This window comes from Prosthecobacter sp., from assembly GCF_049294395.1.
In the GTDB taxonomy this organism is placed as follows: Bacteria; Verrucomicrobiota; Verrucomicrobiia; order Verrucomicrobiales; family Verrucomicrobiaceae; genus Prosthecobacter.
In genome coordinates this window covers 1-14063 of record NZ_JBAQCR010000140.1, presented here as the reverse complement: position 1 = coordinate 14063, position 14063 = coordinate 1, and the positions used below count along the sequence as shown (strand labels likewise).

Annotated in this window: 12 protein-coding genes; 5 read left to right on the top strand and 7 right to left on the bottom strand. The window is 59.6% G+C overall.

What is annotated here, in order from left to right:
- Nucleotides 1–726: 726 nt before the first annotated feature.
- Both WAW39_RS09310 and WAW39_RS09305 read right to left on the bottom strand, forming a co-directional pair.
- The gene (locus tag WAW39_RS09310) at nt 727–1821 is read right to left on the bottom strand and encodes an acyltransferase family protein (RefSeq protein WP_422318063.1); all 1095 of its coding nucleotides are present in this window, start codon (nt 1819–1821) and stop codon (nt 727–729) included.
- Nucleotides 1822–2115: 294 nt separating this feature from the next.
- On the bottom strand, nt 2116–2994 hold the full coding sequence (locus WAW39_RS09305; protein WP_422318061.1) for an FKBP-type peptidyl-prolyl cis-trans isomerase: 879 nt from the start codon (nt 2992–2994) through the stop codon (nt 2116–2118).
- 126 nt (nt 2995–3120) lie between these two features.
- Between WAW39_RS09305 and ilvC the strand changes: the two genes are divergently transcribed.
- Nucleotides 3121–4149, top strand: coding sequence for a ketol-acid reductoisomerase (gene ilvC, locus WAW39_RS09300; RefSeq protein ID WP_422318059.1), 1029 nt, complete (start codon nt 3121–3123; stop codon nt 4147–4149).
- Between the two features lie 79 nt (nt 4150–4228).
- Here the strand turns inward: ilvC and WAW39_RS09295 are convergent, their stop codons facing one another.
- A complete protein-coding gene (locus WAW39_RS09295; RefSeq protein WP_422318057.1) occupies nt 4229–5854 on the bottom strand; it encodes a sodium:solute symporter in 1626 nt (541 codons plus the stop codon).
- 104 nt (nt 5855–5958) lie between these two features.
- Nucleotides 5959–6282 (bottom strand): hypothetical protein, encoded by a 324-nt coding sequence (locus WAW39_RS09290; protein WP_422318055.1) that lies wholly within the window; start codon nt 6280–6282, stop codon nt 5959–5961.
- A gap of 175 nt (nt 6283–6457) precedes the next feature.
- On the opposite strand from WAW39_RS09290, the gene WAW39_RS09285 reads away from it, so the two are divergent.
- Nucleotides 6458–7381 carry a tetratricopeptide repeat protein gene (locus tag WAW39_RS09285; RefSeq protein WP_422318053.1) on the top strand — a complete coding sequence of 308 codons (924 nt, stop codon included), beginning with the start codon at nt 6458–6460 and terminating at the stop codon, nt 7379–7381.
- Nucleotides 7382–7453: 72 nt separating this feature from the next.
- The gene (locus tag WAW39_RS09280) at nt 7454–8032 is read left to right on the top strand and encodes a class I SAM-dependent methyltransferase (RefSeq protein WP_422318051.1); all 579 of its coding nucleotides are present in this window, start codon (nt 7454–7456) and stop codon (nt 8030–8032) included.
- Between the two features lie 6 nt (nt 8033–8038).
- On the opposite strand, the gene WAW39_RS09275 is transcribed toward WAW39_RS09280, so the two are convergent.
- Nucleotides 8039–9463 (bottom strand): sulfatase, encoded by a 1425-nt coding sequence (locus tag WAW39_RS09275; protein ID WP_422318049.1) that lies wholly within the window; start codon nt 9461–9463, stop codon nt 8039–8041.
- An 82-nt stretch (nt 9464–9545) separates the two neighbouring features.
- Here WAW39_RS09275 and WAW39_RS09270 point away from each other — a divergent pair, with 82 nt between their 5' ends.
- Complete coding sequence (locus WAW39_RS09270) at nt 9546–10370, top strand: alpha/beta hydrolase family protein (RefSeq protein ID WP_422318047.1); 825 nt, start codon at nt 9546–9548, stop codon at nt 10368–10370.
- A 38-nt stretch (nt 10371–10408) separates the two neighbouring features.
- Here the strand turns inward: WAW39_RS09270 and WAW39_RS09265 are convergent, their stop codons facing one another.
- Both WAW39_RS09265 and lysS read right to left on the bottom strand, forming a co-directional pair.
- Nucleotides 10409–11179, bottom strand: coding sequence for a hypothetical protein (locus WAW39_RS09265; RefSeq protein WP_422318045.1), 771 nt, complete (start codon nt 11177–11179; stop codon nt 10409–10411).
- Between the two features lie 211 nt (nt 11180–11390).
- Complete coding sequence (gene lysS / locus WAW39_RS09260; RefSeq protein WP_422318043.1) at nt 11391–12875, bottom strand: lysine--tRNA ligase; 1485 nt, start codon at nt 12873–12875, stop codon at nt 11391–11393.
- A gap of 116 nt (nt 12876–12991) precedes the next feature.
- Between lysS and WAW39_RS09255 the strand changes: the two genes are divergently transcribed.
- Complete coding sequence (locus WAW39_RS09255; RefSeq protein ID WP_422318041.1) at nt 12992–13837, top strand: hypothetical protein; 846 nt, start codon at nt 12992–12994, stop codon at nt 13835–13837.
- Nucleotides 13838–14063 lie beyond the last annotated feature (226 nt).

The following is a 14063-nucleotide window of genomic DNA, read 5'->3' as shown; positions in this document are numbered from 1 at the left end:
AAACGTGCAATTCAGCCCCACTGGATGCAATTGGGCGCAACGCGCAATCATCGCCGAACCCTTGTGCTGCAAGGCTTTGCAAATGAATGCAACACAGTGCAACATCATGGAATACAACAGGAGTGTCCGTCGTACTTCAATCCATCTGAGTCAGACACAGACTGGCTGTGGAAGAGAAGGCGGTTTTTAATGGTTCAGATTTGGACTGTGCTGAGAGGGAACGAACATGGATGGTGACTCTTCAAGTCCTGGGGGGGAGACAGCGGGCGGAAGCGTGTCAGCCCGCACTTCTCACACTCTCAGCGTTGACATGCGGGGATGTAGCGCGGAATTCCGATTCCGCGACGGCACCGACTCGGTATCGGAATTGCCTGCGGCTGTCTCCGCTTCGCTACGGCTCCGAGCTACATCATGGCGGCAACACGCTGTTCGTGGATTCCCTGTGAGTGCGGGAAATGCAGGTTAGCGGCCAATGTGCTGCTTTCGACGGCTTCAACTTTTCCCCTCACCCGACCTCTCCCCGAAGGTAGCATCTACCAAGCCACGTCCTCGACGGGGAGAGGAGTAACGCATTGCGACTCCGATTCAGTTTCGAAGCTCTCCAGCGCGAATCTCCTCTTCCCGCCCAAGGCTCCGTTGCTCCTTATCTCCTTCGGGGAGAGGCTGGGGAGGGGAGCGCACATCGGCCTCTTCGCAGGACCTGAATAGTTACCATGGATGTTCGTTTTACACACGGAGGAAGAGCTGGCGTTTGTGGAGCCACTGGGCGGTGGCGAGCATGAGGGCGAAGGTCAGGGCGGAGGGGAGCCAGTCGTAGGGGGGCGGGGGTGTGGTGGCGAGGCGTTCGCTGATGGTGCGGAAGAAACCGAAACCGGAGCAGAGGTAGAGGGCGATGGGGTTGGAGCCGACCCAGAGGAAGGGGGCGAGGCCGCGCCGCCAGCCGAGGACATCGACGATGAAGTAAAAGAGGGCGAGGAGGAGGGCGCTCCAGCCGGCGGCGACGAGGACGAAGCTTGAGGACCAGATTTTCTTGATGACGGGGAAGAAGGGATGCCAGGCCCAGCCGAGGGCGAGCATGATGAGGCCGGAGGCGATGAGGGCAGTGACTTTGCGCCAGGGTGAGGTGGAGCTTGTGAGCCATTTGCCCGCCAGCAGGCCGAGAAGGGCGGTGGCGATGGCGGGGAGGGTGCTGAGAATGCCTTCGGGGTCGTGGTCGCCGTCGTATTTGCGTCCGGGGAGCCACATGCGGTCGAACTCATTGGTGATGTTCAGGCCTTCGGCGAAAGTTCCCCCGCCAAAACCGAAACGCAGAACGAGGAAGTAAACGAGCAGTATTGCAATGACTGTGATGGTGAGACTGCGTGTGTTCAGCCAGAGCGAGAGCAAACCGGCGGCTGCTGAGGCGATGCCGATGCGCTGGAGGACGCCGAGCCAGCGGATTTGATCCCAGCCGTTTTTTATGCCGCCGGAGAAAATGATGCCGAGGACCACGAGAATGGCGGCGCGTGCGAGCAGGTGGCGGATGGTCGAGAGGCGGCCCGCGCGTGCGAGACGCCGGGGCAGTGCGATGGCGAGGGAGACGCCTGCGAGAAAGAGGAAGAGGGGGAAGATCAGGTCATAGAAACGAAAGCCGGCCCAGTCCACGTGCTTGAACTGGGTGGTGATGGTGGTGACAACATCGGAGCCGGGGAAGGCACGATTGAGCATCTGGGAGAGCACGGTGGAAAGACCGAGAATCCAGCACATGTCGAAACCGCGCAGGGCATCGAGGGACAGCAGGCGTGTCGAAGAAGCGGAGGGTGAAAGCGGGGCAGGGGACATGTGAGGCGAGTCTCAGGAGTCATACGGAGTGGAGATCGCAAACGATCAGGCGGGTTCCGCGAACAGCGCAAAACGGCGGACTGGCGATATTGCGGCAAAATCCGGCTAAAACACATGATCCGTTTTCGAGTGTCTCTAGAGGTGGGCGTGAGTTGAGAGGCCTGCGGAAAGCGGTAGCTGCGCTCGTTCCTCGCTTCGCAACCGCAGTCCAAAAGGTTTGCGATTGGCGCTCCAAATGAAAAAAGGGCAGGTCCGAGGACCTGCCCTGATGTGATTCAATGATGAAGGGTGCGATTACTTCACGATGCCAAGGAGCTCGACTTCGAAGATGAGAGGGACGCCTGGGCCAATGCCGCCGCTTGGGCTGCCGCTGTCGCCGTAGGCGAGATCGGAGGGGATGGCAAACTTCCACTTGGAGCCGACGGGCATGAGCTGAAGACCTTCGGTCCAGCCTTTGATGACTTCCTGCAGGCCGAAGGTGGCGGGCATGCCGCGCTCGACGGAGCTGTCGAAGACGGTGCCGTTCACGAGGGTGCCGTGGTAGTGAACGCTGACGGTGTCGGTGATGGCGGGCTTGGGTCCGGTGCCGGCCTTGATGATTTCATACTGGAGGCCGCTCTTGGTGGTGGTGACTTCCTTGCGCTTGCCATTGGTGGCGAGGAATTTTACGCCCTCTTCCTTGGCGGCGGCCATTTTCTGCTTCACGGCGGCCTGTTCGGCGCGCTGCTCAGGCGTCATGTTGGCTTCAGCCTTGGCCTTCATGAAGATCTCGAAGGAGGCCATGGCGGCGGTGAGTTCTTCTTCGGTGTAGGCGGGCTTGTCAGAGCCGGGCTTCACGGTGTGGGTGATGCCGGCGATGAATTTTTCGATGTCGATCGGGATGCCTTCGCTGGCGAACTGCTGGCCGAGGCCGGTGCCCATGGAGTAGCTGGAGCTTTTCTTGGAGGTGAGAGCGTCTTTGACGCCTTCAGTGAACTCCTTGATGTCGATTTTCTCCTGCTGCTTGAGGATGGAATTGCCGACGTTTTTGCCGATGAAGTAGCTGACTTTATCCATGGGGAGGGTGGGGGAAGCTGCGGGTGCGTCGGCCGGCTGTGCGGGTTTGACATCCTGGGCGTGAATGAGTGGTACCGCAGCAAGTGCGGTGCAGAGCAGGGCGATGGTGGGTTTCATATTGGAGGCGCGGAGACTACCCAGTGGCCCGTGGCGGTCAATGACAGCCTTGGCGGGGCGGGAAAAAGCCGTTTGACCCCGCCCCCCCCTTGAAGCACTATCGCCGCCCCTCTAACCAGAACTTATATGCCCGCGAAAATCTATACTGAAAAAGACGCCAGCCTTGCACCGCTCAAAGGCAAGACCTGCGCTGTGATCGGCTTCGGCTCCCAAGGCCACGCCCACGCTCTGAACCTTAAAGAGAGCGGCGTCAATGTGATCATCGGCCTCTACCCCGGCAGCAAGAGCCGCGCAGTGGCAGAAGAAAAGGGCCTCAAGGTCTATGACACCGCTGAAGCCGTGAAGAAAGCTGACGTGATCTTCGTCGCGGTGCCGGACACCAAAATCGCCGCTGTTTTCGACAAGGACATCAAGCCATTCCTGACCAAGGGCAAGACCCTGCTGTTCAGCCACGGCTTCGCCATTCACTTCAAGACGATCATCGTTCCAACGGACGTGAACGTGATCATGGTGGCCCCGAAAGGCCCGGGCCACATCGTGCGCCGTCAATACACCGAAGGCAAAGGCGTCCCCGCCCTCATCGCCATTTATCAGAACGCTGACAAGCAGGCCAAGAAGATCGCCCTTGCCTGGGCGCACGGCATCGGCGGCACCCGTGGTGGTGTCCTCGAAACGACCTTCAAGGAAGAAACCGAAACCGATCTCTTCGGCGAGCAGACCGTGCTTTGCGGCGGCGCCAGCGCGCTGGTGCAGGCCGGCTTTGAAGTGCTGGTGGAAGCCGGCTACGCTCCTGAGATGGCCTACTTCGAGTGCTTGCACGAATTGAAGCTCATCGTCGATCTGATGAACGAGTCCGGCATTGCTGGCATGCGTTTCTCGATCTCCGAAACCGCCAAGTGGGGCGACGTGAAGGTCGGTCCGAAAATCATCGACAAGTCGGTGAAGAAGCGCATGAAGGAAGCTCTCAAGGACATCCAGTCCGGCAAGTTTGCCAAGGAGTGGATCCGCGAGACGAAGACCGGCTACAAGAAGTTCAACAAGCTGCTCAAGGACGGCGAGAAGCACCCGATCGAGAAGACCGGCGCACGCCTCCGCAGCCTGATGCCGTGGATCAAGAAGCGCGACATCAAGGGCCAGCAGGCCAGCTATTCGTAAGAGTGGTGGAAGACGGTGCCGCTGGCGGGATCGTCAACGGAATCAAAAAAGGCGCGGACTGGAAACGGTCCGCGCTTTTTTATGCCCGCATGTCTGCCTGCGCCTGGGCGGGGGTGCGGAAGAGGACCGCAACGCAGAAGGTGACGACGGTGCCAAACATGATGCGCCACGGGAACTCGATGACGGGCACCCAGTCGGCATGTTTCCAGGTGCTTTTGGCATTGAAGAGTTTCAGCACATCGATGTCCAGGCCGCTGAGGTAGGCGACGACGATGAAGCCTGCGAGCATGGCGAGGATGTTGCCAAAATCATTGCCACGGGAGCGGGTAAAGAGGCCCACCATGAACACACCGAGCAGCGAGCCGTAGGTGTAGCCGAAGATGCCCAAGATAATGGGAAGGATGCGGAGTGTGGGATTATGTGCGGTGACCCAGGCGGTGCCGAGCGCAACGGAGATGAGCAGGGCGGCGAAGAGAACGGTGCCAAAGCGCAGCACGCGCACGCGGCCTGCGTCTGTGGCTGGCTCGCCGAACCAGCGGAAGTGGAAATCGCGCACGTAGCTGGTGGCGAGGGCATTGAGCGCTGTGCTCAGGGAGCCCATGGCGGTGGCGAGGACGCCTGCCAGCACGAGACCGCGAATGCCAGCGGGCATGACGGTGAGGATGAAGTGGGGGAAGACCTTGTTTGCGGAGACGATGCCGGATTCACTGCGTGGCAATGTGAGGTCTGGATTCTGCTGGTAGTAAACCCAAAGAAGGATGCCGATGGCGAGGACGACGAGCGTGATGGGCACATCTGCCAGGCCGGAGAGGATGGTGGCGACGGCGCTCTGCTTTTTGTTTTTGGCGGTGAGCATGCGCTGGACCATGTCCTGGTCAGTGCCGTGTGTGGCGAGAGTGACGAAGGTGGAGCCGAGGAAAGCGGCCCACACGGTGTACTCCTGTTCGAGGATGCCTTTGATGTTGCCCCAGACGCCTGCGCCCTCCTTGAAGCCCCAGTCCCAGAAGAGCAGGTCTTTGTCGCCGTTGAGCAGTTTGGTGGCACCGGCCCAGCCGCCGGGGATGTGGCCGAGCAGATAGAACAAGGAAAAGCCGAGGGCGCAGATGAGGACGATGATCTGAATCACATCCGTCCAGATCACGGCGCGAATGCCGCCGACGGAGGTGTAGAGTGCGGTGGCGAGTGTGACTAAAACCAATGCGCCGCCAGTGAGGAAGAACTCCTTGGTGGGAGACAAGAATTCGTTGGGATATTGCAGATGCCACAGCAGAACCAGCAGCATGCTGGGCACCCAGAGTCGTGTGCCGCTGGCCAGCGTGCGGGTGACGAGAAACACGGCGGACGTCAGCCGCCGCGTGCGGGGGCCGAAGCGCTGGCCGAGGAATTCATAGATGCTGACGACATTGTGCCGGTAATAGGCAGGAATGAAGACGGCGCTGACGACCACGCGCGCGAGCAGATAACCGACAATGAGCTGGATGTAGGTGAAATTGCGCAGTGCAAAGCCTTCGCCCGGAGCGCCGAAGAAGGTGCCGGCACTGATCTCCGCCGCGAGGATGGAGGCGAGGACGGCCCACCATGCGATCTGACGATCGCCGAGGGTGAAGCCTTCCACGCTGTCGCTTTTGCTGCGCTGCGACAGACCGATGCCGATGATCAGGGCGAAGTAACCGAGGATGACGATCGCGTCGAGGAGGTAAGGCATGGCGTGTGTGGTGCGAAGTCTCGCTGCAAAGCACCACACACGTCAAGAGAACAGCCTGCGGCTGTGGAAACTAACCCAGGGCAGGGACAGGCCCGTGGTGCGGGTTATTTGGAGACGACATTGGTCTCCAGCTTTGGCAAGGCGCGCACGATGACGCGTTCTTCGACCGAGGTGCCACGGGGTGACACGATGGTGATTTCCTCGTACACTTTGCCGATGTCCTTGTTGGTGAGTGGATGATGGATCAGCCTGCGTGTGGCGACAGTGGTGTCACCCAGAGCTTTTACTGTGACGTTTCCTGTCTGTATGGGAGTGGCGGCACGAGCGCTTTCAGCTTGGGTTCCTGCACGGGGGGCGGCGCACTGGGTCAGCAGGACCGTGGAAAGAGTGAGGGCGGAAAAACCGAGAGTTTTGAAGAGGGATTTCATGGTTGGATGAAGGGCTTAAGTTCAGCACGAAGCTGAGGCGGGATTGGACGCGGCAGCGTGGAAGGCGTTCAAAGTTTAGAAAGTATGCATTAGTCATTTTCATATGTGAGAGCGCCGTCTGACCGGATTTTAGTCTTGCTTCACCATCCCATCATCCGCATGATCCTACACGCCCATGCATGAAATACGCCTATCCTTGGTGATGTCAGCTGTCTGCCTGCTGCCGTGGGCTGGCTTGAGAGCTGAGTCGCCGAAGGCGGAGATGGCGAGTGAGAAGGGGCGCTTGATCGCTCTTCATCGGCATTACCAAAGCGCGGCCGCCATGTCTGCCCAGGGGCGGCTGGTGGAGGCGGAGGCGGAACTGCGGGTGATCGTGTCCACCTGCAGGGAGGTGTTTGGCAAGGAGCATCCGGACACGCTGACAAGCCGGAGTGATCTGGCGGCTACGCTGGCCGGGGAGGGCAAGTATGCCGAGGCGGAAAAAGAAAATCGTGCGGTGCTGGCCATCCGCCAGCGTGTGCTGGGCAAGGAGCACCCGGACACTTTGCTGAGCCGGAACAATCTGGCGATGACGCTGCAGGAACAGGGGAAGAACGCCGAGGCGGTGCGTGAATACCGGGCGGTGCTGGAGGTGAGGCAACGTGTGCTGGGCGAAGAGCATTTGGACACGCTGGACAGCCGCAACAACCTGGCGACGGCGCTGAATGACATGGGCAGGCATGCGGAGGCCGAGAAGGAACACCGGGCGGTGCTGGAGCTGCGCGAACGGCAGCTGGGTGTGAAGCATCCCAAGACGCTGGCAAGCCGGAACAATCTGGCGGCGGTGCTGCAGGAGCAGGAGCGTCATGTGGAAGCGGAGCAGGAACACCGCAAGGTGCTGGCGCTGCGCGAGAAGGTGCTGGGAGCGAAGCATGCGGATGTTTTCATGAGCTGTTTCAATCTGGCTTTGTGCCTTGAGGCGCAGGCCAGGCACAAGGAGGCGCTGGTTTTCATGGCGCGCGCGCAGGAGGGCTTTAAAAAAGGCCTGGGTGAGGGCCATCCGTACACTCAAGCTGCAGAAGACTGCCGGAAGCGGATCGCGGCGGAGATCAAAAAATAATTGTCCTTCTTGAAGGCATTCTGCTGCAAAAGCTCTCGCGCCATGGCAGGTACTCGTTAACATCGGCCCTCAATGTCTGCCGTCACCTTCGTCAAAGAACTGCGTCATAACTGGAAGACCATCGGCGCGGTGGCGCCCTCCAGTACGGCGCTGGCGGAGCGCATGATGGAGTCTGCGGGTGTGTGGAAGTCCAAACGGATTCTTGAGCTTGGGCCCGGAACGGGTGCCTTTACCGGAGCCATTGCCGACGCCATGCCGCGTGATGCGGACTATGTGGGCATCGAGCTGATCGAGACCTTTGTGCAGCAACTGCGGCCACGGTTTCCGAAGATGCGCTTTGAGTGCGCCGGTGCGCAGGAGTTTGATTTCAGCCAGGTGCTGCCAGAGGGAGAGAAATTCGACACGATCGTGAGCGGCCTGCCGTGGACGGCGTTTCCGCGCGGGCTGCAGGAGGCCATTTTGAACAATGTGCTGCCGCACCTCGCGCCGGGAGGATGCTTTGCCACTTTTGCGTACTGGGGATTTCACAAGCTGCCGGGCGGCAGGCAGTTTCGTGCGCTGCTGCATGAGATGACGCATGGCGTGGAAACCAGCCGCATCGTGTGGGGCAATGTGCCGCCGGCGTTTGTGTATCTGGCGCGGAAAAAGTGAGCGGGTTTAGTCCGCTTTCTTCTTTTTGCCTTTGCCCTTTTTCTGGGGTGCTGCGGTGGTCTGCTGGTCGTTTTTCGTGGGCATCGGTGCTTTGATGACCTCTCGCCATGCGAGCATTTTGGCGTGGAGTTCCTTGGTTTTTTCGGGCTGTTCGGCGGCGAGGTTTTTCTGCTCGCCGATGTCATCCTTGAGGTTGTACAATTCGAGGCGGCCGTCTTCGAAGAACTCCATGAGCTTCCAATCGCCTTCTTCGATGAGGCCGACGGGAGTGGTGCGCCAGGTGTTTTCTCCTGCGCCGAGATAACCGGGGAAGTGCTGGTAGATGGCGTCGCGCTTCAGGCTGGCGGAGGCATCGCGAAAGAGTGGGACGAGGCTCTCGCCATCGAGGGGTTGATTGGCGGGAGGTGTGGCTTTGCCGATCTCGGCGAAGGTGGGGTATAGATCCACGTGGATGGTGGGAACCTCGCTGCTGGAGCCGGGCTTGGTGATGCCGGGCCAGCGGACGATGAAGGGGACAAGGGTGCCGCCTTCGTAGAGGCTGCCTTTGCCGCTGCGGAGCGGGGCGTTGTCGGTGATGTCGCCTGCTTTTTTGAGGCCCTCGCGGGCGTAGCCACCCACGCCGCCGTTGTCACTGGCGAAAATGAGGACGGTGTTGTCGGCGAGTTTGAGTTCGTTGAGGGTGGCCATGATGCGGCCGACGCTTTCGTCCACGCTGGCGATCATGGCTGCGTAGACCGGGCTGTGATGGCCGCCGACGGGGGGCTTGTCTTTGAAGCGGGCGGTGATTTCATCTTTGGCGTCGTGCGGGGAATGGACACCGAAATGAGGCAGGTAGAGGAAGAAGGGGGCGTCTTTGTGGCGCTGGATGAAATCGACGGCCTTGTCGGTGAGGAAGTCGGCGAGGTATTCGCCTTTTGGGTATTCGACTGGTGGCTGAGTTTTGAAATCGAAGTGTTTGCCCATGGTGACGATGGCTTCGTCAAAGCCGCGCTGCCCGGGATGGCAGGCGTCTTTTTCGCCGAGGTGCCATTTGCCGAACATGCCGGTGGTGTATCCGGCCTGCTTCATGGTTTGAGCGATGGTGATTTTCTCCAGGGGCAGCTGCTGGGCGTTGTCCACCGGACGCAATGGGCGTGACTCCCATCCAAAGCGGTCGATGCCGCCGACGGTGTAGACGCCGGTGCGTGGGGAGTACTGTCCGCTCATCAGGGCTGCGCGTGTGGGCTGGCAGTTCTGGCAGTGGTGGTGCCGTGTGAGCTTCATGCCCTGGGCGGCCAGTTTGTCGATGTTCGGCGTCTCGTAGTATTTGGAGCCGAAGCAGGCGACGTCCGTGTAGCCGAGGTCATCTGCGAGAATGAAGACGATGTTGGGCGCGCGATCTGCGGCACGCAGGGAGAGTGTGAGGAGGAAGAGGCAGAGCAGGTGCTTCATGGGCCCGTGAACGAGTGGTGCAGCTGAGAGATTGCATGATTTCAGCATCGACAGCCGCAAACGGAGCCGCTTTGATCGGCGCATGTCCCGGCTCCTCCTGATACTTCCCTTCCTGACCGCGCTTAGCTTCGCCGCCGATGTGGCGATCAAGCCCGGTGTGCGTTCGCCCATTTCCTTCAAGGTCTCGCCGCAGGTTTCTGACAATGCGCAGATCAAGATGCGCATGCATGCGGCGGAGACGCCGCCGCCCTACGACGTGAGCATGGAGAAGTTCGACATCATCGTGCCGAAGAAGTACAAGAAGGGCGATCCGCATGGACTCTTCATCTGGGTGAGTCCGAGTCCCGCGCCTTCGATCTCGCCTGAATGGGAGGCCGTGCTCGCGGAGAAGAAACTCATCTTTGTGGGTGCGCATAATTCCGGCAACAACCGCGAAGTCTTCGCCCGCATGCGCATGGCGGTGGATGCGAATGACAACATGCGGGACCTCTATGACATCGACGACAAGCGCGTCTATGTTTCCGGCTTCTCGGGCGGCGGGCGTGTGGCCAGCATGCTTGGCGTGACGTATGCGGACATGTTCACCGGGACCATCGCCTTCATGGGTACGAATTTTTACACCGACATCGTCACCCTGGATAAAAGTGAGGTCTTTGAGGCGCGGTACATTCCGCATGAGGAGATCGCCGCGCTGGCGAAGGACCAGTGCCGTTATGTGCTCGTAACGGGAGAGAAGGATTTCAATCTCAAGAACACGAGCGCGGTGTTTGAAAACGGCTTTAAGAAAGAGGGGTTCAAAGCGGTGGAGCTGATGAACGTGCCGGGGCAGGGGCATCAGCCGCCGAAGGCTGAATGGCTCAAGAAGGCGATCGAGTTTCTGGATGCAGGCAAGACGGTGAAGAAGTGACATTTGGATCGGCCCAGATGACGTGCCGGCAGCGCTCGTCATTTACTGCTTTGGCGCTGGTCCGCCGGCAGGGAGTACCAGTGCATCTGTGGCACGCTCTTCAGTTCCACCCACTGCTGTGTGTCCTGTTTTTTCCATTCCAGTTCCACGACGGCCCAGATATGGGTCTCCCACGGCATGGTGGTGCTGAGTTTCTTCGCAAGATCCGTGTCTTTCCCAAGCAATACGTTGCCCTGAAAAGAATTGGGAGGTGCAGGACTGACGCAGAAGCTGTCCTTGCCTGAAAGGTCGGGTATCTCTTTGTCGAAGCAGTGGTTGCGCTGGATTCCCACATGGAAGCGCATGGGCTCTTTCTGGTATGCCGTGAAGAATTTTTCCAGCAGTTGGTCTTTGAACTCCACGAAGGCCGGCCACTCGACTTTGAAACCATCTGGTTCTTCTTGCAGCATCACGGGAACCGAGAATTCCCAAGCCTTGCTTTCCAGGTTGAAGATGCAGGTGGTTCCAGCGACCAGACTGGGATTCGGGTCCATCCTTATGAATTGAATGCGGTCCACGAGCACGGGGCCTTCGGGGGCCTGTTTATAATAACGCTCCATGAGCGGCTTCATGGCGTCTGCATGCAAAGTGTGGCGCAGGCGTTCTTCCACCGTGGTGGCCGCCAGGAATTGTTGCAGTGCTTTTACTGCGGGCCCGGCTTCCTTTGGCATCTCTTCTTCGTTAACTATCCCGGGCTTGGGCGATGGGTGAGTTTCCGGGGTGGCCGACCTGAGTGAGGTGGCAGCCACCGTAAGAAGAAGCAGGGCCAAGTTTCGCATGCCCGGCAGTTTGATGGCGCCTCAGGGCAATGGCGAGATGATTTTTTGGGGATTGTGCCGGGCCCTGCACAGTTGTGGCGAGAGTGTCGCTAAAGCGACGCATTGGTACGCTACGCTACGCTTCGGCTCCGGGGACGCTGGCACGAGAATTCTTCCGCTTTGGTGAAGCGGGGCTTAGGCAACAGATCGCGGACTGAAGGATTTAATCCTTCCGCTTCAACTGGGGGAAGAGGATGACGTCGCGGATGCTTTCGGCGCCGGTGAGCATCATGATGAGGCGGTCGATGCCGATGCCGATGCCGCCGGCGGGGGGCATGCCGTGCTCGAGGGCGAGGATGAACTCTTCGTCGATCTTCTGGGTCTCTTCGCCAGCCTGGTGCTCGAGGCGCTCGCGCTGGACGATGGGGTCGTTCAGTTCGGAGTAACCGGGGCTGATTTCCTGGCCGTTGATGATGAGTTCGTACACGTCGACGATGGAGTCGTCTGTGGCGTTCTGCTTGGCCAGGGGGACAAGTTCCTTCGGGCAATGGGTGACGTAGAGGGGATCGAACTGCCTGGCTTCGATGAGGCGCTCGAAGACGTGCTGGGTGACTTCGTAGTCTTCGAAGTTGGCTCCGATCTCGACGCCGAGTTCCTTGGCGCGGGCTTTGCGCTCTTCGGGTGTGTATTCATACCACTTTGGATCGACGCCCTTGAGGAGGTCGGTGTAGCGGGCGCGGCGCCATGGACGGGAGAGGTCGATGGACTTGGTGACGGTGCCTTCTTCGTCCTTGTGCTCGATCTTGAGACCGCCGCAGAAGTTTTCGGCGAGGTGGCAGATCATGCCTTCGACGAGGTCGGCCATCTTTTCGAAGTCGGCGTAGGCCCAGTAGGCCTCGAGCATGGTGAACTCGGGATTGTGACGGCGGCTGAGGCCTTCGTTGCGGAAGTTGCGGTTGAGTTCAAAGATCTGCGTGAAGCCGGCGACGAGCAGGCGCTTCAAATAGAGCTCCGGCGCGATGCGCAGGAACATCTGCTGATTCAGCGCGTGGAAGAAGGTCTCGAAGGGTTTGGCCGCCGCGCCGCCGGGAACGTCCTGCATCATCGGGGTTTCGACTTCGAGGAAGCCGCGCTCCTGCATGTAGCTGCGGATGGCGGCGACCATCTTGCTGCGCGTGACGAAGATCTCGCGGCTGCGGTCATTGGAAATGAGGTCGAGGTAGCGCTGGCGGTACTTGATCTCCTTGTCGGTCACGCCGTGCCACTTGTCGGGCAGTGGACGCAGGGCCTTGGACAGCGGGGTGAGCTTTTTGACGTGGATGGAGTTTTCGCCGCGCTTGGTGACGAAGGTGAAGCCTTCCACGCCGACGAAGTCGCCGATGTCGATGAGCTGATTGAACTGCACGTAGGCTTCGTCGCCCACGTCGCCCTTGCTGAGGTAGCACTGCATGCGGCCGGTGATGTCGCCGATGTCAAAGAAGGTGGCCTTGCCCATCTCGCGGCGAGAGAGCACGCGGCCAGCGACGCTGACCTGAAGCTCTTCGAAATTGGACTTCATCTGCTCTTTCAGCGCGCCGGGCTGATGCGTGGTGTCAAAGCGGCCGCCGAAGGGGTCCAGTCCGGCCTTCACCAGTCCGTCGAGCTTTTCGCGGCGGAATTGGAGGAGTTCGGACTCGGAATGTTCTGGGGCTGCGGGCGTCGGTTGCATGGTCGTACGGATGAGTGGGCCGTGTTCATAGCCGTTTCCGGGCGCATTGCCACTGCAAAAGCCGCCCATGGTTTGGAGATTGCCAGAGCCTGCTTTGAATGCCAGAATCCGCCCTAATGAGACCGCTGCATGCCATTTTTGTTTCGCTCGTCGCCTTCGCCAGTCTTGCCCAGGGCCAACAAAAGGAATGGCCTGAGGTGGAGAAATTTGCCACCTCGATCACCAATGTGCTTTGGGATCTGCGGGGGACGAACTCGCTCAGGCACCTGCGTTACGATGGTGAAAGCATCTTCCCGGTGACGGGGAATGGCATGAATCAAAATCCGTACAAGGAGCATGCCTTCGTGGATGTGGGTGTGTTCCAGCTCGTTTTCAGCGACAACCGGGCTGCATGGTATTTTGTGAGTGACGACTTAAAGGTCCTCACCCCGATCAACATCAGCGAGATGGTGGAGTTCAAGGCTGATGCCGGAACTGCCATCAAGCCGGTGAAAAATTTTCCGCAGGACATTCAGAACATCGTTTGGGTGGGCAGGAATCAGAAGGCCGAACTCAAGATGCGCTGGAACGGGAAGGAACTTGAAGTCGGGGCGAAAGCGGACAAATGGATCGTGCAGAAGGTGGATGCCGTTGTGGCCAATCGACGTGTCTTGGAAGCCGGTGGTGAAAACAACGCCTTGTTCTGGCTGGCGTTTTCAGAGGATGGCTCCGAAGCCACGTGGATGAAGGTCGACAACATTTTCGGCGGCCATGCCCGGGGGAATCCTGGCAAGGCATCCCAGACTGTCGCGACGACCGGCCTCACTCCCCAGCTTAATGATCTGGCCAACCACGCCGAGGACCTGATGAACGCGGGAGACAAAATGCGTGCCGCGACGCTGCTGCGCGAGCTGGAACGCAAAAGCGCCGACAACAAGGAAGCACTCAAAAAACTGCAAGTCCGCTTCAAGGCACTGAAGTGAGAGGAAGGGATAATGAATGGCGCGCGTTCAGCGCTCGCCGTCGTACATTTGGAGTGAAGGGAATTTCTGTGAAGCAGGCATGCTTCGGGGCTTGTTGTTGACGCTGCTGGTGGAAGCTGAGCGCGGCGGAGTGCTGGGTTTGCTTCCTGGCTTTTGATGACACTACCCAGGGTCGCCTCGCCGAGGCTCGGCTGACCCTGGGCTGAGTCCCCAGCCCTTTCAGGGC

What these genes read in the sequence shown, in the direction of transcription:
- WAW39_RS09310 (WP_422318063.1), bottom strand. Translation starts at nt 1,821, where the DNA reads ATGTCCCCTGCCCCGCTTTCACCCTCCGCTTCTTCGACACGCCTGCTG.
- WAW39_RS09305 (WP_422318061.1), bottom strand. Translation starts at nt 2,994, where the DNA reads ATGAAACCCACCATCGCCCTGCTCTGCACCGCACTTGCTGCGGTACCA.
- ilvC (WP_422318059.1), top strand. Translation starts at nt 3,121, where the DNA reads ATGCCCGCGAAAATCTATACTGAAAAAGACGCCAGCCTTGCACCGCTC.
- WAW39_RS09295 (WP_422318057.1), bottom strand. Translation starts at nt 5,854, where the DNA reads ATGCCTTACCTCCTCGACGCGATCGTCATCCTCGGTTACTTCGCCCTG.
- WAW39_RS09290 (WP_422318055.1), bottom strand. Translation starts at nt 6,282, where the DNA reads ATGAAATCCCTCTTCAAAACTCTCGGTTTTTCCGCCCTCACTCTTTCC.
- WAW39_RS09285 (WP_422318053.1), top strand. Translation starts at nt 6,458, where the DNA reads ATGCATGAAATACGCCTATCCTTGGTGATGTCAGCTGTCTGCCTGCTG.
- WAW39_RS09280 (WP_422318051.1), top strand. Translation starts at nt 7,454, where the DNA reads ATGTCTGCCGTCACCTTCGTCAAAGAACTGCGTCATAACTGGAAGACC.
- WAW39_RS09275 (WP_422318049.1), bottom strand. Translation starts at nt 9,463, where the DNA reads ATGAAGCACCTGCTCTGCCTCTTCCTCCTCACACTCTCCCTGCGTGCC.
- WAW39_RS09270 (WP_422318047.1), top strand. Translation starts at nt 9,546, where the DNA reads ATGTCCCGGCTCCTCCTGATACTTCCCTTCCTGACCGCGCTTAGCTTC.
- lysS (WP_422318043.1), bottom strand. Translation starts at nt 12,875, where the DNA reads ATGCAACCGACGCCCGCAGCCCCAGAACATTCCGAGTCCGAACTCCTC.
- WAW39_RS09255 (WP_422318041.1), top strand. Translation starts at nt 12,992, where the DNA reads ATGAGACCGCTGCATGCCATTTTTGTTTCGCTCGTCGCCTTCGCCAGT.